The 21706-nt window shown below is 51.7% G+C and carries 23 protein-coding genes; 4 read left to right on the top strand and 19 right to left on the bottom strand.

Annotation, left to right across the window (positions count from 1 at the left end):
* Nucleotides 1–93 precede the first annotated feature (93 nt).
* Genes GQ51_RS08380 through cutA form a run of 3 tightly spaced genes read right to left on the bottom strand, consistent with a single transcriptional unit; the run spans nucleotide 94 to nucleotide 2893 of the window.
* Nucleotides 94–645 carry a TlpA disulfide reductase family protein gene (locus tag GQ51_RS08380; protein ID WP_047552050.1) on the bottom strand — a complete coding sequence of 184 codons (552 nt, stop codon included), beginning with the start codon at nucleotides 643–645 and terminating at the stop codon, nucleotides 94–96.
* Complete coding sequence (gene dsbD / locus GQ51_RS08375; protein WP_081987127.1) at nucleotides 639–2525, bottom strand: protein-disulfide reductase DsbD; 1887 nt, start codon at nucleotides 2523–2525, stop codon at nucleotides 639–641. The genes GQ51_RS08380 and dsbD overlap by 7 nt, the downstream gene beginning before the upstream one ends.
* Complete coding sequence (gene cutA / locus GQ51_RS08370; protein ID WP_047552049.1) at nucleotides 2519–2893, bottom strand: divalent-cation tolerance protein CutA; 375 nt, start codon at nucleotides 2891–2893, stop codon at nucleotides 2519–2521. The genes dsbD and cutA overlap by 7 nt, the downstream gene beginning before the upstream one ends.
* 16 nt (nucleotides 2894–2909) lie before the next feature.
* On the opposite strand from cutA, the gene GQ51_RS08365 reads away from it, so the two are divergent.
* Both GQ51_RS08365 and GQ51_RS08360 read left to right on the top strand, forming a co-directional pair.
* Nucleotides 2910–3329 carry an FxsA family protein gene (locus tag GQ51_RS08365; RefSeq protein WP_047552048.1) on the top strand — a complete coding sequence of 140 codons (420 nt, stop codon included), beginning with the start codon at nucleotides 2910–2912 and terminating at the stop codon, nucleotides 3327–3329.
* 170 nt (nucleotides 3330–3499) lie between these two features.
* Complete coding sequence (locus GQ51_RS08360) at nucleotides 3500–4534, top strand: CDP-6-deoxy-delta-3,4-glucoseen reductase (RefSeq protein WP_047552046.1); 1035 nt, start codon at nucleotides 3500–3502, stop codon at nucleotides 4532–4534.
* A gap of 29 nt (nucleotides 4535–4563) precedes the next feature.
* Here the strand turns inward: GQ51_RS08360 and GQ51_RS08355 are convergent, their stop codons facing one another.
* The 6 genes from GQ51_RS08355 to GQ51_RS08330 form a co-directional block, all read right to left on the bottom strand.
* On the bottom strand, nucleotides 4564–4986 hold the full coding sequence (locus GQ51_RS08355; protein WP_047552045.1) for a heme biosynthesis HemY N-terminal domain-containing protein: 423 nt from the start codon (nucleotides 4984–4986) through the stop codon (nucleotides 4564–4566).
* Between the two features lie 6 nt (nucleotides 4987–4992).
* Entirely contained in the window at nucleotides 4993–6045 is a 1053-nt protein-coding gene (locus GQ51_RS08350; protein WP_235276196.1) for a uroporphyrinogen-III C-methyltransferase, read from the bottom strand.
* The gene (locus GQ51_RS08345; protein ID WP_052177771.1) at nucleotides 6026–6847 is read right to left on the bottom strand and encodes a uroporphyrinogen-III synthase; all 822 of its coding nucleotides are present in this window, start codon (nucleotides 6845–6847) and stop codon (nucleotides 6026–6028) included. The genes GQ51_RS08350 and GQ51_RS08345 overlap by 20 nt, the downstream gene beginning before the upstream one ends.
* Before the next feature lie 32 nt (nucleotides 6848–6879).
* Nucleotides 6880–7833: a hydroxymethylbilane synthase gene (gene hemC / locus GQ51_RS08340; protein ID WP_047552043.1), complete on the bottom strand. Its 954-nt coding sequence runs from the start codon at nucleotides 7831–7833 to the stop codon at nucleotides 6880–6882.
* A 108-nt stretch (nucleotides 7834–7941) separates the two neighbouring features.
* On the bottom strand, nucleotides 7942–8679 hold the full coding sequence (locus GQ51_RS08335; protein ID WP_442922099.1) for a LytR/AlgR family response regulator transcription factor: 738 nt from the start codon (nucleotides 8677–8679) through the stop codon (nucleotides 7942–7944).
* Nucleotides 8679–9683 (bottom strand): sensor histidine kinase, encoded by a 1005-nt coding sequence (locus GQ51_RS08330; protein ID WP_047552041.1) that lies wholly within the window; start codon nucleotides 9681–9683, stop codon nucleotides 8679–8681. Before GQ51_RS08330 ends, GQ51_RS08335 begins: the two co-directional genes overlap by 1 nt.
* A gap of 133 nt (nucleotides 9684–9816) precedes the next feature.
* Here GQ51_RS08330 and argH point away from each other — a divergent pair, with 133 nt between their 5' ends.
* Both argH and GQ51_RS08320 read left to right on the top strand, forming a co-directional pair.
* Nucleotides 9817–11220, top strand: coding sequence for an argininosuccinate lyase (gene argH, locus GQ51_RS08325; RefSeq protein ID WP_047552038.1), 1404 nt, complete (start codon nucleotides 9817–9819; stop codon nucleotides 11218–11220).
* Nucleotides 11221–11222: 2 nt separating this feature from the next.
* Nucleotides 11223–11534, top strand: coding sequence for a hypothetical protein (locus GQ51_RS08320; RefSeq protein ID WP_047552036.1), 312 nt, complete (start codon nucleotides 11223–11225; stop codon nucleotides 11532–11534).
* 52 nt (nucleotides 11535–11586) lie between these two features.
* Here the strand turns inward: GQ51_RS08320 and GQ51_RS12310 are convergent, their stop codons facing one another.
* From GQ51_RS12310 to GQ51_RS08270, 10 genes are all read right to left on the bottom strand, one after another.
* Nucleotides 11587–14463, bottom strand: a complete 2877-nt coding sequence (locus tag GQ51_RS12310) for a bifunctional diguanylate cyclase/phosphodiesterase (RefSeq protein WP_081987126.1) — start codon at nucleotides 14461–14463, stop codon at nucleotides 11587–11589.
* A gap of 6 nt (nucleotides 14464–14469) precedes the next feature.
* Nucleotides 14470–15660 (bottom strand): hypothetical protein, encoded by a 1191-nt coding sequence (locus GQ51_RS08310; RefSeq protein ID WP_047552034.1) that lies wholly within the window; start codon nucleotides 15658–15660, stop codon nucleotides 14470–14472.
* 1 nt (nucleotide 15661) lies between these two features.
* Nucleotides 15662–16087, bottom strand: coding sequence for a hypothetical protein (locus GQ51_RS08305; RefSeq protein ID WP_235276195.1), 426 nt, complete (start codon nucleotides 16085–16087; stop codon nucleotides 15662–15664).
* Nucleotides 16088–16392: 305 nt separating this feature from the next.
* Nucleotides 16393–16800 carry a hypothetical protein gene (locus GQ51_RS08300; protein WP_047552030.1) on the bottom strand — a complete coding sequence of 136 codons (408 nt, stop codon included), beginning with the start codon at nucleotides 16798–16800 and terminating at the stop codon, nucleotides 16393–16395.
* 106 nt (nucleotides 16801–16906) lie between these two features.
* Nucleotides 16907–18151, bottom strand: coding sequence for a radical SAM family heme chaperone HemW (gene hemW, locus GQ51_RS08295; RefSeq protein ID WP_047552028.1), 1245 nt, complete (start codon nucleotides 18149–18151; stop codon nucleotides 16907–16909).
* 35 nt (nucleotides 18152–18186) lie between these two features.
* Nucleotides 18187–18411, bottom strand: a complete 225-nt coding sequence (locus tag GQ51_RS08290; protein WP_047552026.1) for a hypothetical protein — start codon at nucleotides 18409–18411, stop codon at nucleotides 18187–18189.
* Nucleotides 18404–19021 carry an RdgB/HAM1 family non-canonical purine NTP pyrophosphatase gene (gene rdgB, locus GQ51_RS08285; RefSeq protein ID WP_047552024.1) on the bottom strand — a complete coding sequence of 206 codons (618 nt, stop codon included), beginning with the start codon at nucleotides 19019–19021 and terminating at the stop codon, nucleotides 18404–18406. Before rdgB ends, GQ51_RS08290 begins: the two co-directional genes overlap by 8 nt.
* The gene (gene rph, locus GQ51_RS08280) at nucleotides 19014–19754 is read right to left on the bottom strand and encodes a ribonuclease PH (protein ID WP_047552022.1); all 741 of its coding nucleotides are present in this window, start codon (nucleotides 19752–19754) and stop codon (nucleotides 19014–19016) included. The genes rdgB and rph overlap by 8 nt, the downstream gene beginning before the upstream one ends.
* A 30-nt stretch (nucleotides 19755–19784) precedes the next feature.
* Nucleotides 19785–20717, bottom strand: a complete 933-nt coding sequence (locus tag GQ51_RS08275) for a PP2C family protein-serine/threonine phosphatase (protein ID WP_047552020.1) — start codon at nucleotides 20715–20717, stop codon at nucleotides 19785–19787.
* Nucleotides 20714–21679: a serine/threonine protein kinase gene (locus GQ51_RS08270; protein ID WP_047552018.1), complete on the bottom strand. Its 966-nt coding sequence runs from the start codon at nucleotides 21677–21679 to the stop codon at nucleotides 20714–20716. Before GQ51_RS08270 ends, GQ51_RS08275 begins: the two co-directional genes overlap by 4 nt.
* Between the last annotated feature and the right edge of the window lie 27 nt (nucleotides 21680–21706).

Genomic DNA, 21706 nt, shown 5'->3' with positions numbered 1-21706 from the left:
TTAATGGATTTTGTCCAGCAACATTAATGTAATTAAGCGAAATTACATATAAATTATGCGGTTGCAGATCAAGGCTTTTTATACGGCGGTGTTTTAATTATATGCCAATTTCTGTTGCGGCAATAAGATTTGCAGCGATTTTTCGAGCAGTGGTTTGTTTATTCTGCCAAAAAATGTACCTATCACGTTGCCATCTGTCCCTATAATTACTGTATAAGGCAAGACGCTTTTATCATTGCCCAGATGCATTCCGAGATCCGCGCTTTCATTTTCGGCAATAAAAACCGGATATGCCACAGGGGAAAGTTGCAGATATTCTCTGACTGGAGCCGGCTCATCTTCCGCGACGCCTAATACCACAACATTCCTGTCTTTATACTCCATGTGCAGCTGGGAAAGTTCCGGCATTTCTTCGCGGCAGGGCGGGCACCATGTCGCCCAGAAATTAAGCACGATGATTTTGCCTTTATATTGGCTCAGATCCTGTTTGCTGCCGTGGATGTCAGTGAGCGGAGCGTTAAATAGCGGCGCTGCGCTGATGGCCGGTTTGCCGGCCGGCGGGTTGATGGAAAAGTGCCTGATAATCAGCCCCAAAATAATAATCACTGCCAGGTAGGCGGTTAAGGAAAGTGATTTTTTTAACATTGGATAGTTTCCGGCAGGCAGCTGCCCCGCTGGTTCAGGATTTGCAGGAAATCATCGGCATTTTTATAACCGACCACTTTAAGCCGGGTTTCTTCTTGTGCTTTGTCGTTGAAAAATAAAATGCCCGGAGGGCCAAACAGGCCAAATTTCTGTAATAAGGCTTTGTCTTCAGTCGTATTGCCGGTGACATCAGCCTGCAGCAGAACGGTGTCTTTCAGTGCAGCCTGCACACGCTGGTCACTGAATGTGAACTGATCCATTTCTTTGCATGATACGCACCAGTCAGCGTAAAAATCGAGCATTACCGGTTTGCCTTGCGCGGATTTTAATGCGGCATCCAGTTCAGTCAGGTTCTTGACGCGTTTAAAATCCAGGCTGGCATGCTGCGGCTGCTGTTGGGATGAGCCGTTTTTTGCTGCCAGCAGGCCACCAAGCGGCTGCAGTGGTGATTTTGCATTGGATAATGCGCCGATCAGCATCGCCAGGCCGGTGACCAGCAGCATCAAGGCGATGCCTTTCCAGAACCTGAGCGCCGGTTTTGCATCAACAGGCAGCGGATCCAGCGCATGCATGAAAATTGCGGGCACGATGAGGAGTGCTGCCCATAATGCAAGCTGCAGGCTGACTGGAATAATCGGCGTAATCAGCCACAGCGCAACCCCCAGCATGAGTACGCCAAACAAGTTGCGTACGGCATTCATCCAGCTGCCGACTTTAGGCAGCAGCGTACCGGCAGATGCACCGATAAGCAGGAGCGGTGCGCCCATGCCGAGCGATAGTGAAAACAGGGCTACGCCGCCCAGTACTACATCGCTGGTTTTACTGATGTACAGCAACGCACCGGCTAGCGGTGCCGCTACGCAGGGGCTGATGATTAATGCCGACAGTATGCCCATCAGGAAATCACTGAAGAATTTTCCGCCTTTGATACGGCGGCTGGCGGACATCAGCCCGTTTTCAAGGTTGCTCGGCAGCTTGAGCTCATAGAAACCGAACATCGATAGTGCCAGGAGTGCGAACACCAGCGCACCAAAGCCCAGTGCCCATGGCGTTTGCAATGCGGCACTCAGCATCTGTCCGGATAAGCCTGCAGCGATACCCGCAAGCGTGTAAGTCAGGCACATGCCGAATGTGTAAGCCAGGGACAGGTTGAATGCATGCAGGCGCGAAACATGTGCGTTTTTGCCAATGATGATCGAAGACAGGATCGGAATCATCGGGAATACGCAAGGCGTGAATGACAGCAGCAGGCCGGCGGTAAAGAAACCCAGGATGATCAGCCACCATTTTCCGCTTTTGAGCAGGTTGGCCGCCTGGCTGTCGCTATCGGAAATGCTGCCACGGCTGGCGGCACTACCAGGGTTTGCGTTGTCTGGAACTTTCAGGCCGGCAGCATTATCTGAATTATCAGCCGCCTGTGGATTGACGATGAATGTCTTGTGCTGAGGCGCATAACATAAGCCTTTCTCGCTGCAGCCCTGATAGGTGGCTTTGATCGTGATGGGGGCGCTGTCAGTGCCTTTGAGTATGATATTGCCAGTGAAATCATGATGATAGACTTCCATCCTGCCAAAATTAGGGTCGTTCTTGATGTCGCCGGCAGGTAGCTTCACTTCATGATCGTGGTCGGGCGATAACACAAATTTGATGCGCTCTTTGTACAGGTAATATCCTGGCGCAATCTTGAAGTCGGCATTGATCTGACCGTCGGCCTGAACAATGTCCAATGCGAATGCAGCATCCGGAGACAGAAATTCATCTTCAGCCGTGTCGTTGCTGAACAGGCTTTTTGTAAAGCTGCTGGCATTGCCGGCATGGCTCAACTGGGCGGTAAAGACTGTGAACAGAATTAATAAAAAATATGGAAATCTTTTTAACATGTAGAGCCTTCAGCAGATAATTGTGCATTTACCCATTGTAAATATCGGGGCAAGCCACCATCTACGTTGATAGTGATTATTTCAGGAAGTTCATAAGGATGCATTTTTATAATGGCAGCTTCCACTGCGCCGTATTGTGCCTGGCTGGTTTTAATCAGCACCGGTATTTCAGTGGCATGTTCCAGCTTGCCTTGCCATGAGTATAGTGACTGACAGGCCGCCAGCAGGTTGACGCATGCCGCCAGTTTCTGCATTAGCAGGGTTTCCGCCAGGTGCCTGGCGCTCGGTTCGTCCGGCATATTGGTCAGCACTAGTATGACTTCATCCAGAATGACTTCATTTTGTATGGCTGTTTTTTGATTCGACATTTAAAGGTAGCATCACATGCGTTTTTTTGTAGGTTTGATTTTACTCGCTTTTCCAATCGCAGAGATATGGCTGTTGATTCAATTGGCAGATCGCTATGGCTGGTTATTGCTGGTGTATCTGATCGCGGTAGGCTGGTTGGGGCTGCGCCTGATCCGTGAGGAGAAATCCTCATTCAGTTTACGCATGATGCAGAATCTGACCAGCGGCGGCAGCCCTGCAAAAGCGGTATTCGGTAGTTTACGCAATATCATTGCAGGCGTATTGTTAATGCTGCCCGGAGTGATCACTGATATTATTGCGGTAACCCTGCTGTTGATCCCGATCAGAAATACGCAGCCATTGAATGCGCCTTCTCCAGATGAACCGTATCGATCATCACCTTATCAGGCCGCGAATGACGATGTAATAGAGGGAGAATTCCGCCGTGAAGACTGAAGACATTTTTATCGATACATTTTTTCGGGTATCAGCCTGGCTGATTGCCTGCTTAAGCCGCCAGGACGCATGACACTGTTGCGCGGGCATGCGGGTAATACTGCACCAAACCCTGCATCTATAGAAATGCCCTGATATTAACTTTAATCAACCCCTTAGAAGTACCTGACATGACATATCAAATTACGATTCAACCCAGTGGGCATACTTGCAGTGCCAAAGTTTACGAAACAGTTCTGGAATCAGCCCTGGAGGCTGGCTTTAATATCCCTTATGGATGCCGTAACGGTGCCTGCGGCAGCTGTAAGGGAAAGATCCTGAGCGGGGAAGTTGATTACGGGGACTATGCAAGCAGCGCATTATCTGAAGACGAAAAGGCGGCAGGCAAAGCGCTTTTCTGCTGCGCGCGGCCTTTGTCTGACCTGACCGTTGAGTGCAGGGAAGTGATTATCGGCACCATCGTGCCGCGTATCCTGCCAGCCAGGGTTGAACGCAAGCAGCAGTTATCACATGATGTCATGGCGCTGTTTCTGAAACTGCCGAGCAATGAGCGTTTACAGTTCATGGCAGGTCAATATGTCGAATTCCTGCTCAAAGACGGCAAGCGCCGTGCTTTCTCACTCGCGAATGCGCCACATGCGGATAACTTGCTGGAACTGCATCTGCGCCTGATTCCGGGCGGCGTGTTTACTGAATATGTGTTTAATGAAATGCCGGATAAAGCCATTTTGCGCATTGAAGGCCCGTTTGGCAGTTTTTATTACCGTGATAACTCTGATAAACCGATGGTCATGGTTGCTGGCGGTACCGGGTTTGCGCCGATCAAGGGCATTATTGAGCATATGATACACAACAATATTAAACGTGAGGTCACGCTGTATTGGGGTGCCAGGGCGGGCGCAGACCTGTATATGCCTGAGCTGCCGGAGGCGTGGGCAAAAGAATACCCGCATATCAAGTTTATCCCGGTATTGTCGGACGCCGTTGCCGAAGATCACTGGCAGGGCAGAACCGGATTGGTACACCAGGCCGTATTGGATGATATTGTGGATTTAAGTGCTTATGAAGTGTATTGCTGCGGTGCCCCGGCCATGGTGGAAGTTGCCCATGCCAGCTTCCAGCAGGCCGGCTTGCCGGAAGATGCCTTTTATTCGGATGCTTTCAATTACGCCAAGCCGGTAACCCCGCCGGCTGCTGCCGTATAAATTAATAGCGGTCACGGCACGGGGCCTGTTTATTTAAATAGCAGGCCCTGTTTGTTTTTTGCAGCCGCCAGTGCCTGAATCAATTTTTCCAGGTCAGTATTCTGTATCAGCTCCTGTGCCAGTTTGGCAGAGGCTTCGGCCTTTTCCAGGTCGCCTTCCGCCAATGCATGCATGCCCTCCAGCAATACCGCATTGCCCGCTTTCAAGCGCAGGGTTTCTTTTTTGCTGCGTCTTTTAAAAGGCAGCCAGCGCAGGAAATGCACAAAGCGCAGGCAGTAATGCAAGCCTAGAAAACTCAGCACATATAAAACCAGGAAAAAGTTAAACGAAACCTGTATGCGGTAAGGTGTGCGTACAATCAGTACGTAGCCTTCATTATTGCTGGCCAGCCATACCAAGCCTGCCAGTAGCAGGGGCATCAGCAGCCACCAGAAGATTCTATGCTTGATCATGGATTATCAGTCATTCTGTTCCAATGTCAGCTTATAGCGATTGACCGCGGCAAAACTCTCTGCGAGCTGCGGCAATTCAATGCTGATATTGTTGCTGGATAATTTGTTCAGCAGAGCGAAGGCTTTGATGGTGTCCGGATGTTTGGTATCAAAATATTCATTCAGCCAGTTTTTAACGGTGTTCAAATCGGCTTTGTAAGTTGCCTCGTCATGCTGCAGCAGCGCCACGCGTGCGGTCAGCAGCCTTAGCCTCAGGTTCTCCCGCAAATAGAAAGACTGGTCCACCGCCAGTAATGGTGGTTCCGGTTTGTTGATGCGCTCTACCGTGACCAGGTTCCTGATGTCATCCCAGATGCCGTTAACCAGTTTCTGTAAGGTAGTTTCCGCTTGCACCGGCAGTTGCTCTGCAGCAGCCTTCGCATTCAGCGTCGGCTGGCGCTCACTGATTAAAGGCAGCTTTCCGCACAGCTCCGACAGATGGGTAAGCTGCGAACTCATGCTGATCACATCTACTTGCGGTATTTCGCGCAGGCGCTCTATTTCGAGATTGAGGGTTTCGCGCAGCTGGATAGCGCGTGGCAACTCCAGGGGTTCGAGGCGTTTATAGGCAGCCTGCAAGGCGAGCAGGGCTGATTTTACATTGCCGCTCAATTGCAGTTGCTGGCTGGCAATGGTGAGCAGCTGTTCTACTTCGGCCACTGCGGTTGATTCACGGTTTTCTGCGAGCTGGGTGTAAAGTGTTTGCAGAGCCTCTTGCTGGTCGCGTGATTCAGCAAGTTTCTGTTCCAGCACGATGGTGCGCATATTGGCCTGGACGCTGCGTTCTTCAGCTTGCTTGGCGAGAGCCAGGCTTTGTTTATTGATGGCCTGGTATTGTTCCAGCTTCTGGCTCAGCGATAGCTCGATCTCGTTAAATTTATGCCGGGTATTGAGCCATTGCCAGGCAAGTGTGGACAGTGCGGCGATTACCAGTACAACCCAGCTTATGTTCACCATGGATGGCTTGTTTTTCTGCATCGGCTGCGCTTGCATATCCTGGTCATTCATGATGTTGAACATGTCCAGATCCAGCAGGCTGTGAATTAACAGGCTGTGAATTAACAAGTTGTGATAAGCATTGCAGCATTGCAGCATCTCCAGGGGCTTCGGCAACCAGCACTTTCAGACCAAGCTGCCTTGGCAGTTCAGCTATTCTCTCATGATTGACGCATAAAGTGACATGCTGCAGCCAGGTTTCGCCCTGGGCCATTTGCAGCAGGTAGCGCATGGCTTCGCTGCTGGTCACGATTACGGCGTCCAGCTTGCGCTGCTGCCAACTGCCGCTCAGAGCCTCGGTGCTATGCTGCGGGTTGATGCGCCGATAGCTTTCTGCAAAATACACATGGGCGCCACGCGCTTTCAGTGTCTCTGCCATCAGCTCACGTCCGCCTGCGCCGCGGAAGATGGCGACAGTCTTGCCGGAAACCTCCTGCATCTCAGGCAGTGCCAGCAGGGTTTCACTGTCATAACGGCCTTCGGGAATCAGCACATCATTGATCCCGTACTGGCGCAGGGCATTCGCAGTCTGGTGACCGATAGCGGCAAATCTTAATTGCTGCGGAAATTGACCATATTTTTCAAGTACACGCGGCACCGCAAAATCTACGGCGTTCGTGCTGATGAATATGGCCAGGTCAGTGTTAACTAACTGTGTTATCTGCTGTTCAAAAGTTTGATAATTCTCCAGCGCAGAAACGGCAATTAATGGAAACTCAATAGCAACACCGCCATTTTTCTCGATCGCCCTGCAAAGGCTTTGCGCCTGATCGACCGGCCGTGTTACCGCGACATGCAAATTCTTCAGCAGCTGGTCAGAAGTCATATTCAGGTATACCGGAGGGTTGTTGGCTTTTGCTACAGAGCAGCCAGGATTTTATCTGCACCTTGCGCAATCAACTGGCTTGCCAGTTTCCTACCCAAGGCTTCGGCTTCGTTTCTGTTGCCGGTTGCAGTTTCAACCAGCATCTGTGTGCCATCGACACTGGCGACAAAACCGGTGATACGGATGTTATCGCCTTCACATACCGCGTAGGCACCGAGTGGTACGGTGCAGCTGCCTGCCAGGGTGCGGCTCATGCCGCGTTCTGCTTCAACGCATACCTGGGTGTCAGCGTGGTTGAGCGGTGCAAGCACCGCGACCATATCAGTTCGGCTGGCGTTTATTTCTATGCCCAGCGCGCCCTGACCAACAGCCGGAATACTCTGTTCCGGGGTAATGAACTGACGGATCCTGCTGCCCAGTTCCAGGCGGATTAAACCTGCTGCTGCAAGAATGATCGCGGCATACTGACCTTCGTCCAGTTTGCGTAAGCGCGTTTGCAGGTTGCCGCGCAGGGATTCGATTTTCAGGTGCGGAAAACGCGCCTGCAGCTGGCTTTGGCGGCGCAGGCTAGAGGTGCCGACGATGCTGCCTGCCGGCAGGTCTTCAAGTGATGCAAAGTCGTTTGAAACAAAGGCATCGCGGGCGTCTTCACGCTCACCGGTGGCTGCCAGCACAAAGCCTTCCGGGAGGTTCATCGGCACATCCTTCATGCTGTGTACGGCAAGGTCGGCGCGACCATCTGCCAATGCTGTTTCCAGTTCTTTCACAAACAGACCTTTGCCGCCGACTTTGGCCAAGGGGGTGTCCAGAATCTGGTCGCCGGTTGTCGTCATGCCCAGGATAGTGACTTCGGTTTCCGGGTACAGCGCCTGCAGGCGGCTTTGAATATGACGTGCCTGCCACATGGCAAGCGCGCTTTCACGGGATGCGATCACCAGTTTTTTCGGAGCCGGTGTATTTGGGGTTGGGTTGGCGGAGTTGTTCATGCGCTAAGTACAGGCTATGCTGATTTTAAATAATGAGCGTTTATTTTATCACAAGCTGTACGGTAGCCTTGGCTAAACAGTCTTTAAGCGCCCTGATATCAAGCTGAATCAGGTCATGCGGATAAGATGCTGCTGACGGCGACTGACCGTGACGGTTTCCGGCACGTGCTTTAACAGCGCTACCCATTGTTTTTCGCCATGTTCATCGCTGCTGCGTTTTTCATAGCCGAGGATATAAGCCTGTGCAACCAGGCAGTTGCGATGCAGGCGGATGAATAAATGCGCGAACTCCTGTTCCAGATGCGTCAGCGACTCTTCAAGCAGGTATTCACGTTCTGCCGTACGTACGGTGACGTATTTGAGTTCGGCGCGCAGGTAGATGATGTCGTCAACAGGTACTAGCAGGATGCGGCCACGCTCTGTGATCGTGAGGTGCGTTTTTCTTGGCGATAGCGGTGTGATTGCAGCAAGCTGCTGCGGCTGCAGGGCGCGTGCCTTTTGCAGCGCTTTTTCCAGCCGCTCCAACCTGATCGGTTTTAATAAATAGTCGACGGCATTCATGTCAAAGGCCTGGATAGCGTAATTATCAAAGGCGGTGGTGAAAATAACGGCTGGCGGCCTGGGTAGATTCTGCAAGTGCTGCGCAGCCTCGATGCCGTCCATTTCCGGCATGCGGATATCCAGCAGCACGATGTCCGGCTGCAACTCATCTGCACGCAGCAGGGCTTCCTTCCCGTTTTTGGCTTCGGCAACAATATGGGTGTTGCCGATATCGGTCAGCAGGTCGCGCAAACGATTGCGGGCAGGGGCTTCATCATCGGCGATCAGGATGTTAAGCATGGGCATCAATGTTTCTGTGTCTGTTTCTGATGGGGCAGGACGATATGCACGACATATTCGCCTTTTTCCTGACTGTTTTTAAGGGAGGCTTCAAGATCGAAGTGCAGTGCCAGTCGCTCCTTGATATTGCCAAGCGCCATTTTATTGCCGTGCTGGCGGTTATTCTGCGTATTGTAGGGGTTTTTCAGCACCAGGTGGATTTCGTTCAATCTGGTATAGATCTGAATCGTAATAGTGCCGCCGCTGGCCAGCGGCTCAATCCCGTGGTAAACCGCATTTTCCACCAGCGGCTGGAGCACCAGTGGCGGAATCATGGCATCCGGTGGCATATTGTCAATCTGCCATTGAATATTCAGGCGTTCGTTCAGGCGCAGCTTTTCCAGTGCCAGGTATTGCCGGCACAGTGCGATTTCCTGTGCGAGCGGCACCAATTCACGGTTGTCGGCCATCAGTACGCGAAACAGGTCTGCCATGTCTTCTAAAGCGGTTTCGGCCTGCTTGGGCTGGCTGCGGATGAGCGAGAGCACGGCATTGATGCTGTTAAACAGAAAATGCGGGCGGATGCGTGCCTGCAGCGCCTGCAGCCGCGCTTCGGTCACGGCCGGCGACTGCGCGCGATAGCGCAGGTTAAAATAATACAGCGTGATTGCGCTGATGGCGGCGGCAGTAAAAAGTATGCGTGACAATGCCGGCAGGTCATCGAAAACCCAGAGCCGGGCAAACAGCATATAGATGATTAAGGTGCATAGCATGACCAGGGTGAATATCGCGACCAGCCCCTGTGGATAATTTAACCTGACAATCAGGGGGTAGCAGCCATAAAGTAAAAGCAGGCAGCCTAACAGCATGGGTTGCGCCAGCGCGGAGATGGCCGCCATGTGTTCGAAGAAATCTACCGGGTCTGCGCTCAAGGTATAGGCAACCAATATTAAGGCAGTGTTAGCGATGATCAGTACGCGTAACAGTATGCCCAGATTACGGATATTGGGTAAACGGCCGGTATTTTTCATGTTGGTTTGGCGTGTGGTTTTGCCTTGCTTGGGTTGCCGTATTGATACAATCGGCCTTAAAAGTATTTATTTTGCATTATACTTACAGTATATCGTCGTTAACGACAAAGTTTAAAATAGATAGGTTAAGAAATTGACAGAAAAAGTAAATTCGCTCAATAAAAAAGACACCAGTTGGTCAGGGCGTTTTAATGAGCCGGTAGCAGAGCTGGTAAAAAAATATACAGCCTCTGTGGGCTTCGATTACCGCCTGGCGCCATATGACATACAGGGGTCTATCGCTCATGCTCGCATGTTGAGTGAGCGGTCGATTATTTCCAGGCAGGATTTCGCCGCGATTGAAAAAGGCTTGCAGGAAATCGCACAGGAAATCGAAGCCGGCCAGTTTGAATGGCTGCTGGATCTGGAAGATGTGCATCTGAATATTGAAAAACGCCTGACCGACAAGATTGGCGACGCAGGTAAGCGCTTACATACGGGCAGAAGCCGTAATGACCAGGTGGCAACCGATGTGCGTTTGTGGCTGCGGGCGACGGCAGACCAGGTGGTTGCCGGCTTGCATCAATTGCAGGGCAGCCTGCTCGATCTGGCTGAAAAGCATTACGACACGGTAATGCCGGGCTTTACGCACCTGCAAGTGGCGCAACCTGTGACGTTTGGCCACCATCTGATGGCTTATTATGAGATGCTGAAACGCGATGCCGCGCGCTTTGTGGATTGCAGGAAACGCATCAACCGCCTGCCGCTGGGTGCTGCTGCGCTGGCCGGTACCAGTTACCCGATTGACCGTGAAATGGTTGCGAAAAACCTGGGTTTTGACGGCGTATGTGAAAATTCATTGGATGCAGTGTCAGACCGTGACTTTGCCATTGAATTTACCTTTGCCTCTTCATTGGTGATGACGCATCTGTCGCGCCTGTCTGAAGAGCTAATTTTGTGGAGTTCACCACGGTTTGCGTTTATTGATATTGCGGACCGTTTCTGTACCGGCTCGTCGATCATGCCGCAGAAAAAGAACCCGGATGTGCCGGAACTGGTGCGCGGTAAAACCGGCCGAGTATACGGGCACCTGACGGCCTTGCTCACCCTGATGAAAGGCCAGCCGCTTGCCTATAACAAAGATAACCAGGAGGACAAGGAGCCGTTGTTCGATACGGTGGATACTTTACTGGTTACGCTGGAAATCTATGCGGACATGATGCGTGGCATTACCGTCAATAAAGAAAACATGCGCCAGGCCGCCAGTGAAGGTTTTGCGACAGCGACCGACCTGGCTGATTATCTCGTGAAAAAAGGCATGCCGTTCAGGGATGCGCACGAAGTCGTAGCGCTGGCTGTACGCCACGCGGTAGAGCAGAACGTGGATTTAAGTGACCTGCCGCTGGCAAGCCTGCAGAAATTCGCGGCGGAGATCAGTGATGATGTGTATGCCGTATTGACGCTGGAAGGTTCCCTGCAAAGCCGTAACCATATTGGCGGCACAGCCCCGGTTCAGGTTAAAGCGGCTATTGCACGGGCTAAAAAAGAAATGGGCTGAACATGAAAGCTTACGCGGCAAGACAGCTATTGACACGCATCGCGCTAGCACTGCTGTTGCATGTTCCATTGCTGTCCGCCGCTGCGAGTAATGAGTCGCTATCAGCGATGGACTGGCCTTTGCAGCCTCAAGAAAGTATCCGGGATCTGTCACGCCTGATTTACCCGAAAAGCGCGTCCATGCAGCAGCGCTTCGTTGCAGAAGCCATCAGGCTGAATCGCGAAACGCAGCCTGAGTTGCAGCCGACGACTGTGTTTGAGCAGGAACACCGGGTTTTGATTCCAAGCATCCGGCAGCTGTCAAAAAAGAGGTAGGCTGCGTGGCATAACCGCGTCCACAGCCGGCGCACGCGGGGGATTAAAAAAACTAGAAGGCCAGGCTTTTCTTGAGCAAGGCTTCAAACGCATCAATCGGTAACGGCTTGCCAAACAGATAACCCTGATAGCAATAGCAGCCGTTATCCAGCAGCATCTGCCTTTGTTCAGACGTTTCCACGCCCTCTGCAATTACGTTCAGGTTCAGGGTCTGCGCCATAGCGATGATCGTGCGCACGATTGCCTGGTCACTGAGGTTATTGGCAAGCTCATGCACAAAAGACTGGTCTATTTTTAATTGATAGATCGGCAGACGCTTCAGGTACTGCAATGATGAGTAGCCGGTACCAAAATCATCCAGCGAGAATTTGATGCCGATTTTCTGCAGCGCGTGCATCGTGGCGATGGTTTTATCCAGCTCATTCACCAGCATGCTTTCAGTCAGTTCCAGCTTCAGCAGCGCAGGGTCGATGGCATTGATCCGGATGGCAGACTCCACTTGTGCCGCAAAGTTGTTTTGCAGGAACTGCTGCGCGGTGACATTGACTGATAAAGAGAGGTGCCTGGTGTGCTCCGATTTCTGCCATGTGCTGAGCTGTGCGCAGGCATTGTCCAGCACCCATTTCCCGATCGGGATAATGAGCCCGGTCTCTTCTGCCAGCGGGATAAAATCAAAAGGCGACACGATGCCCCGCTGCGGGTGCTGCCAGCGGATCAGCACTTCAGCACCGAGTGCCTTGCCTGTATTGTCCACCTGGATCTGGTAATACAGTATGAATTGCCGGGCAATGATGGCCTGGTTCAGTTCACGTTCAAGCGTTACGTGCGCGGTAAGGCTTTCCTGCATTTTGGGGTCATAGAAACAAATGCTGTTGTTACCGTTGCGTTTGGCCTGGTTACTCGCAATATCGACCTGTTTCAGCAGTTCTTCCGTATCTTTATCGTGGTCGCTGAACAAGCTGATACCGATGCTGACCGTGTTCTGGTATGAGTGCGCTTTGAGCTGGAATGGCTGGTTAAGCCTATGCTGGATCTTTCTTGCAACATGTTCGGCTTGCCCTGCCGATTCAATCGCCTTGTTGCTTAAGTCTTCCAGTACGACAATAAACTCGTCACTCCCGATGCGTGAGACGGTGTCTCCTTCACGGATGCACACGGTGAGCCGTTTGGCGACTTCCTGCAGTAATAGGTCGCCAATTTTATGGCCAAGGGTGTCATTGAGTGATTTGAAATTATCAAGGTCGATAAAAAGCAATGCGCCGTGCTGGCCGCTGCGGGTGCTGGAACTCAGGGCATGTTTGAGCCTGTCGATCAACAGGCGCCGGTTCGGAAGATTGGTCAGTGCATCATAGTTTGCAAGATGATGGATGACTTCCTGAGAGCGGATGCGTTCGGTGATATCCATGCCGACCGACAAAAGAATCGTGTCACCTTTTAGATCATCCTGCAGCCGGGTATGCACCCAGGAAATATTGCGCGGAGACCGGTCGGCCGCAATGAGTACCGACTCATGCGCATAATTATATAAATCCGTGCTGGCAACTTCCGCCAGTTTTTCCTTGAGGGCAGTCCAGTCAGCCTGGGATAAGTCGCTGTACATCAGCTCTTCTTTGTTTTTCCCGGTCAGGGTCAGTCCGAACTGGTTAATGGATAAAATGCGTCCGTCCACGGTGATGGTGGCAATGATGGCTTCGGCCTGGTTCAGGAGTTTTGTCGCAAATTCTTTCTCCCTCAACACCTCGTTAAAAAGGTTTTTCAAGGAAAGGTTTTTTTCAAGCACTTCATGTTCCAGGGATTCCAGTTTATTGGACAGGTCCAGCGTGGATTGGTCCAGTACATCCATTTCGTCCGTTAATTGATGACGATGCGGCCTCAGGCCGGAGCGCAATTCCTGGAATGCCCCCTGGCCAAGCAGCGGCATTGACGATGCGATGCGGCGCAGGCGTTTTAACGGGATGCTGAGCAGGAAATAAAGCAATGAAAGTATCAGCACAGTCGCCAGCATTGCAAATATCATGATCTGTTTGCTGTTCTGCTGCACGATGGCAAGGTCAGGGGTGATGTTTTCGACGATGATCATTTGCATGCCGTCGGTCCAGTAGGATTGTTCAAGTTTAACCAGGCTGATTTCATAGATGTTATCTGCTTCCGCATAGCGTACGGGTTTTTCAGATAATTCTGAAAAAGAATGGATGCTGGCAGCCCTGGTGATTAAAGGCACTAAGGATTCTGGGTTGGAAGCTGCTGCGATATGCATTCCCCACAGCGATTTTGGAATATTGCCTGCGCCAGGTTTTGAGAAAACAATGGCAACGTCTGCTTTGGATGTTTTCTGGAATGACAGGACAGCATCGGCGAGCGAAGCGCCGATTGAGAAAACACCGACGGTCTCGCCTTTTTTAAGGATGGGGGCAAAGGCATAAATGCTGCACGTATACGAGCACTCGATCAGCCCGCTCGATGTTTCTGTACTCAGGATCGCTTCCCAGTTGCTTTTCCATGACCTGGACTGAACAGACAGGTTGTCTTGTGCATCATTGCCCCACGAGGCGATGATATGTCCGTCCGGGGCATATAGCTTGGCATCATTCACGCCCATATCGATCTGGAAGTTCGACCAGAAGTTATCAAAATAACGGTAGAACGCGGGACTGGCATATTCCATGAGGTCATTGTTCAGGCTGACGAAAGTCGGGAGTGTCGCGGTCAGCTGGCGAACCCGTTCAACATCGAGGCTGATCAGGCCGTTAATCTGTCTGGTGTATTTGAGCTGCGCCTCTTTACGTGCCTGGTCGAACTGGATCAGCAGCTGGTGCTGGAAGTAATATGAACTGGCAATGCCGATGATTGCGGAAACAATGAACAGGATCAGCAGCAATTTCCAGCGCAGGCTGAGGAAGTGCTGGTGCGGTGTGCTTTCGTGTTTCACGATGGATTAAAACCGCCAGGAACCCATGAGCATCAGCATGTCCCATCTGCGCTCCATTGCTCCCGGGTCTGAGTTGTTATCGAGGGTGGATAGCCAGCCGGTACCGTCGATATGATGCCATTCGCCCCGGACCATGAACGTGGGCGTGACATCGTAGCGCAGGCCGACCATCCAGTCTTTGGCGAAAAATACGTGGGCGGGCAGGCCTGTTTCTGCGGAAAGTTTTTTCCCGGAGTGGTCGCTTTTGTTATTGAAACTTGCATCGTAGCGCACGACCGCCTGCAAAGCCGGGGTGAGCTGGTAGCTGCCCTGAATATAATAGCCCTCAATCACATTATTGAAGTTCGGAAAGAAGCTCCTGGTGATCGATGACTTCATTTGTGAATATTCTGCTGTCAGCTCCCATTTCTCATTGCTGTATTGTGCAGAAATGATTTTAGGGTCGAGGTGTACGGCCAGGTTGGGATCAAACTCATAGGAGCGTGCATCGTATTCAAGGTCTATATTGGCAGCGGTAAAGGCAATGCGCAAACGGTCATTTGGGGTAATGTACATGATACGCATCAGGCGCGACGGTTTTTCGGACTGCATGCTGCCAGGCAAATCGGCCCTTAAGAATGTTGCTTCACTGCCCCGGTCGACGTTGGCATTGCCGACTACCAGGTCAAAATTGATGCTGCCGAAATTGCTTTCCTTGTTCAGATAAAACCCGACGCCATCGGATGAGAGTGCAAGGCTGCGCGCCTTGTCAAAATAAATAGACTGCGGCAATACAATGCTCGGCCGCGTAAAGGCCACATCGCGGGTCGTGGTATACAGGCCGAACGGATTCTTGACCCGCCCAAGCCTGATGCCGAACTGCCTGTCCTCGGTTGACGAAATCGTGTAGTCAACCAGGGCATAATCCAGCAGCAGGCCATTTTCGCTTACATCTCCGGCATCAAGGTTGATGATTTGTGCAGAGAACTGTAAATCTGGCCGGGGGCGGTATGAAGCGTTAATGCCGATTTCACGGAAATCGAAACTGATATTGTGCGAACTGTCGCCATAAAAATTATTATCTGTACTGGATACGATGCCTTGGCTTGCAAAGCCGTGAACCTGTACTTTTCCGTCATTGAATTCCAGTGCCGATGATGGGGTTGGGCATAGCGCGCTTAATAAAGAAATCATGCCTGCAATATAGATTCTTGACATGTCAGCGTACCTCAATGAAACGTATTTTGATGCCATCAACTTTTTCCCTTGGCAGGTAGCCAATCGCACCGGGCGTGTTGGCAATATTGGTCACCATCTGGTCTATCGTCGCAACTTCACGCGGCGCCTGACCCGTGCCTGAGTAGACTTGGCGATCCCAGACGGAGCGCAGTTTGTAGGGGAACGTTTCCAGGATTTCCTTTGCAAACGTCAGGTGATGCGGGCTTCCGTCAGGCAATACGAATACAATCACCGGGCTGCCATCCGGCCATTGCCTGGCTTTCATGGTGAATATGCGGCGGGCGAAACTGCGCGAAATCTGATTGTCCGTAAAATTCTGGTTAACGGCGATGACGACGTCTTCGTCGCCCGCAGCAACGCTATCGTTGACCAATAAGAGAAGAAATAAGGCTAAAGCTCTGAACATCATTGCCGGTTTTTAAGTGTGCGCATGATAATTCCAGCTCTGAACTAATACTCGGATTCTGACGTTTGAATAGACATAATCGAATTAATCCTATTATTATTATTTTTACCGTTATTATGGAATCAATATATCCGATAGAGGCATACCGTGTCTATCAATTAATGCGGTTGATATGGCTCGTTATCTGTGTCCAGGATTCAGCCTGTATCGCCAGGACCTGTGCAAGCCTGAAAAGCAAAGGGCCCGGATTGCCCCGGGCCCTTTGCCGTCAATAGCTGTTAATTAACAGGCGTGTTTTTCCGGGTTTAGAAGCTTCTGAAATTGATCAAGCTGAAATTCATGTCCGGGCAATTGGGGCCGCCGAAATCATTCGCTGTGCCGGTGCCCTGAACGCGCTGTATCACGCATGCAGATTTTGCTCCGGCCGCTACGGCGCTGCATGACACCCGGTACTGGTCTACCGTGGTATTGCTCTTGCTGTTGGCTGCGACCAGGGTGCCATATGAGCCGGCGCTGGCAAAGTCTGCTGTATTGCTTAATGAACCTTGTTCCAGCTTGCAGCCGGAAGACTTGAATGTGAATTTTTTACCATTATCGAGCGCTATCGTATGCGTCTTTACCGTCGAGCTTTCTCCGCCGGTGGAAGAAGAAGGGGTGGAGCTACACCCGTACAGCAAAAAGATGATGAATAAGCCAATGGTGGTTTTAAACATGATGGTCATTCTTTCGCAGATTTTAAAGAGGGTGCGTATAAATCTACTAGCATGCCTGGCGCGTAGCAAGTGCTATTTTGTGGGCGACCGGGAATTACTGCTGGCGTTACTCGAGGAATAACTCCAGCAATTCGTTCAGGAAGCGCTGTCCAAGCAGGGTAGGCTGCAGGCGGTCCTGGTCCGCCGTGAGCAGGCCTTTGTTCCGCGCAGTCCTGATGGCGTTATCCAGTGTGTGCAGGCTTAGCCCTGTACGCTGCCGGAACAGGCTGGCGGGCACGCCTTCAATCAGCCGCAGTGCATTCATCATGAATTCGAAGCCGAGCTCATCGCGCTCAATATCCCATACGCGTTCTATCGCATTGCCGAGAATGGCCTGCTCCATATAGGCCTTAGGGTGTTTGGGCCGGCTTTCACGGGTGATTTTATCGTGATAGCTCAGCTTGCTGTGCGCGCCGGCGCCAATGCCCAGATAGTCGCCGAACTGCCAGTAATTGAGGTTATGCCTGGCTTGCATGCCTTTTTTGGCAAAGGCTGAAGTTTCATAATGTTCATAATCATGCGCGGCCAGTAAGTGTTCGATTTCAACTTGCATGTCGCTGCTGGTATCATCATCGGGCAGGCTGGGGGGCGTGCGGTGAAACGGCGTGTTGGGTTCCAGCGTCAGATGGTAGAACGATAAATGGTCAGGGCCCAGCGCGATGGCCTGTTTTGCATCTTTCAGCGCATGCTCCAGTGTTTGTCGGGGGAGTGCATACATCACGTCCAGATTGACGCGCTCAAAGGTTTCAAGTGCGAGTTCGGCCGCCGCGATGGCCTGCCTGTCATCGTGAATCCGGCCCAGCGCTTTCAGGTAATCGGCATTAAAGCTTTGTATGCCGAGCGACAAGCGATTGACACCTGCCTGCCTGTAGCCGGAGAAATGCGCGCTGTCTACAGTGCCGGGGTTAGCTTCAAGTGTAATCTCCGCATCGTATTCAAGCGGAGTGAGTGCTCGCACGTTGCTTAAAATCCTGTCTATGGCCTCTGGGGAAAACAGGCTGGGGGTGCCGCCGCCGAAAAATATGCTCCTGATTTTTCTGCCCCATACTTTGGGGGTAGCGGCCCCCAAGTCGGCGATTAAAGCATCGATGTAGGCCGCTTCAGGGATTTCACCGTTTTTGAAACGGCTTTCATGCGAGTTGAAATCGCAATACGGACACTTGCGCACACACCAGGGGATATGGATGTACAGCGACAAAGGCGGCGGATTCGTTAAACCTGAGACAGTATTGGCACCTGTTAGCGGGGCGACCGTATTGACCGGTGCCTGAGTGAAGCCGGCAGCAGGTTTGATTTCGATGATTTTTTTGATACCAGTTACCTTTTGTATGGATGCGCTTTGTGGATTTACTTTTTGTAAGGATTGATCAGTGATTCAACCAGCTGATGCAATGCATCGCGCATCTGCTGCTCGGAAACTTCCATGAGCAGGCCGTCTTCAAGCGCATCCTGTGCGATTTGTCTGATTTCGTCAAAGTTTTCGGTCATCACTTTGACTTTTTCGGTACATGACACCACGCTTTGGTCATCGCGCACCCATTTAGGCCAGGTGGTTTTATCAGGGCTACTCATTGCTCAGCCTTTCCAGCTTTTGCAGCAGCTTAGCCATGGCGTGGCCACGGTGGCTGATGCGGCTTTTGATATCCAGCGGTAGTTCCGCAACGGTCTTGCCGGTTTTATCATCCAGGAACAGTGGGTCATAGCCAAAGCCGTCACTGCCGCGGTATTCGCGCAGAATGACACCCTGCCAGCAGCCTTCGGCAATGATAGGCTCAGGGTCATGCTCATGGCGTACCAGTACCATGACGCAGTAGAAATGCGCATGGCGATTCGACATGCTGCTCATTTCCTGCAATAGTTTGTCATTGTTGCGTTCGTCCTGCGTGAGCAGGCTGTGCGCCTGATTTTTGCCGGCGTAGCGTGCAGACAATACGCCCGGCGCGCCTTGCAGCGCATCAACACACAGGCCGGAATCATCCGCCAGTGCCGGCAGGCCGGTATGCTTACTGGCGTGGCGCGCTTTTGCAAGCGCGTTTTCAATAAACGTGCAGTATGGTTCTTCGCATTCCGGCACATTGAATTCAGATTGCGGGAGTATTTCGATATTCAGCTTACCGAGCACATGCTGAATTTCGCGTAGTTTGCCTTTGTTGCCAGTGGCGATAACCAGTTTCTTAAACACTTAAAACCTCTTTTTGTTTATCAGACAGTTGTTTGATGCCTGAAGCGGCCAGTGCCAGCATCGCATCCATGGCCTCACGCGAGAATGGCTCACCTTCGGCAGTGCCCTGGATTTCTACAAAACCGCCGCTACCGGTCATCACGACATTCATATCGGTGTCGCAGTCCGAATCTTCGATGTAGTCCAGGTCAAGTACTGCCTGACCCTGGTGCATGCCGACAGAAATCGCCGCAACCGAGTCCTTGAGCGGCGATTGTGTGATTTTACCGCTTTTGAGCAGGGTGGAGATAGCATCATGCAGCGCCACGTAAGCGCCGGTGATGCTGGCTGTGCGCGTGCCGCCATCGGCCTGGATCACGTCACAGTCAATCTGGATGCTGCGTTCGCCGAGTTTCTGCAGGTCGATAATGGCACGTAAGGAACGGCCGATCAGGCGCTGGATCTCCTGTGTGCGGCCGGATTGTTTGCCTTTGGCTGATTCCCTGTCCATGCGGCTGCCGGTTGAGCGCGGCAGCATGCCGTATTCCGCGGTGACCCAGCCCTGGCCTTTTCCCTTGAGAAAGCCGGGCACCTTTTCATCCACGCTCGCAGTGCACAATACATGGGTATCGCCGAATTTAACCAGTACCGAGCCCTCGGCATGTTTGGTGTAGTGGCGGATGATCTCCACGTCACGTAACTGGTTGAGTTCGCGCTGGCTGGGTCTGGTGTTGTTTGTATGACTGGGTTGCATCGGTTGGATCCTGCTCTGAATTTAAATGAATTAAGTATGTTTTTTGGTCTTTTGCAGCGCCATCTGTATTTCCGCGATGGTTCTTTCAATATCTTCATCGCTCAGGTCTTCGGCCTGTGCCGGGTCTGCCGTGCCGTCATAGTCGCTGCGGGTGTTGGGATTCATGATCGTCGTTGAAAACCCCATGGGCAATGTGATGGTTGAGACCGCCATGTCACTGTGCAGCCTGTCGCCCCATTGCAGGCCGATAGCGCTCATGTTGTCGCCTTTTTCTGCACTGCCGGCTTCAGCCAGGTCAAGCAGGCGTGTGACGTTTTCTTCAATGGATGAGCCGCGCAGGACCTGTTTGATCTGGTCATCGCTGACGGCTCCCCATAAACCATCGGTGCACAGTAAGACGGTGTCGCCTTCGAGTAGTTCCTGGCGGTCAGCCAGCTCGATCTTAGGCGGCACATCACCGCCCAGGCAGCTGAAAATCTTATGCCGGTATGGGTGGTTCGCCATTTCTGCCCTGGTGATCATGCCCTTGTTGTACAGTGACTGCACGATGGAGTGGTCTTCAGTGCGGTAAAGCAGGTGGCCGTCGCGGAAATGGTAAAGACGTGAATCACCGGCATGCGCACAGTACAGCATGCCGCGTTGCACGATGGCGGCTACAATAGTGGTGCGTGGCGCTTCCAGCATTTCCTGCTCTTGCGCCAGCTGGTCGATCATGTCATGCACTTGCTGGATCTGTTCGATCAGGAATTTTGCCGGGCTGGGCAGGGAGGGGATGGCCATGCGCTGGAACGCATCGGTCATTGACGTAACGGCAAGCTGCGCCGCGACTTCACCGTGGCGGTGCCCGCCCATGCCGTCGGCAATGACCAGCAGCAATGCATCTTTACTGTATGAGTAAGCCAGCCGGTCCTGATTGTAAGGGCGCGGACCTTGGCGGCTGTTCTGGAAGATAGTGAATTTCATGATGATTTTTTGCTGCTGCTGGGTGTGCTTTGCTTGTTGAACGCGTTAAAGATTTTATGTACAAAACCGGTTTTTGGTTTAGGTTTGTGCGGTGTTTCCATCAATGATTTCTGTAATGAGAACACACTTTGCGGACGTTTCAGATAGTCCAAGTCCAGGCAATTGTCGATGATTTCGAGCAATTCCTGGGAGTAGTGTTCCTTTCCTATTTTTACGGCAGGCACCAGCACGTCCTTTTTCAGGCGCTGGTCAGCCGAGATCGGAGAATTGCGTGTCAGGCATGAATACATGGTGGCGCCTATGCTGTAAATATCGCTCCAGGGCCCCAGCAGTTTTTTGTCATAATAATGCTCAGGTGAGGCAAAGCCGGGCGTATAGCTAGGTGAAATCTTGGTTTGTGTCCCGCTTAATGCCTGGCGCGAAGAGCCGAAGTCCAGCAATACCGGTGAGCCATCCAGCCGGATATAGATATTGGCGGGTTTGATATCCAGATGCAGGAGTTTATGCGTATGGACTTCACGCAGTCCGTTGGACAATTCACTGAAAACCCGCCGTATGAAGTTTTCCGAGACCGGTTCGGCATGTTCCAGGATATAGGCCTGCAGCGATTTGCCACGCTCATATTGCATCACCATGTAAACGGTATCGTTGGCGCGGAAGAAGTTGACCACGCGCACGATATTCCTGTGTTCGATCTTGGCCAGCGTCAGGCCTTCATCAAAAAAACTCTTGAGGCCATGCCTGAACATTGCAACGTCTTCAGAATTGGGCTGCACGGTTGCATTCTCGTCACGCAAGGCAATTGACGACGGCAGGTATTCTTTGATGGCGACGAAGTTTTTATTTTTGTCGTGCGCTAGATACACAAAGCTGAACCCGCCATAACTCAAGACTTTCTTGATTTCATAATCTTGCAGTTTGTAGCCGGCAGGTAATGCTAGATTCTTATGGGTAGTAGACACTTTTGAGAATGATTTCTTTAACTATTA

Source organism: Methylotenera sp. G11 (assembly GCF_000799735.1).
Taxonomy (GTDB): Bacteria; Pseudomonadota; Gammaproteobacteria; order Burkholderiales; family Methylophilaceae; genus Methylotenera.
Note: the sequence above shows the minus strand (reverse complement) of the source record. Positions and strands in the feature narration are given on the sequence as shown.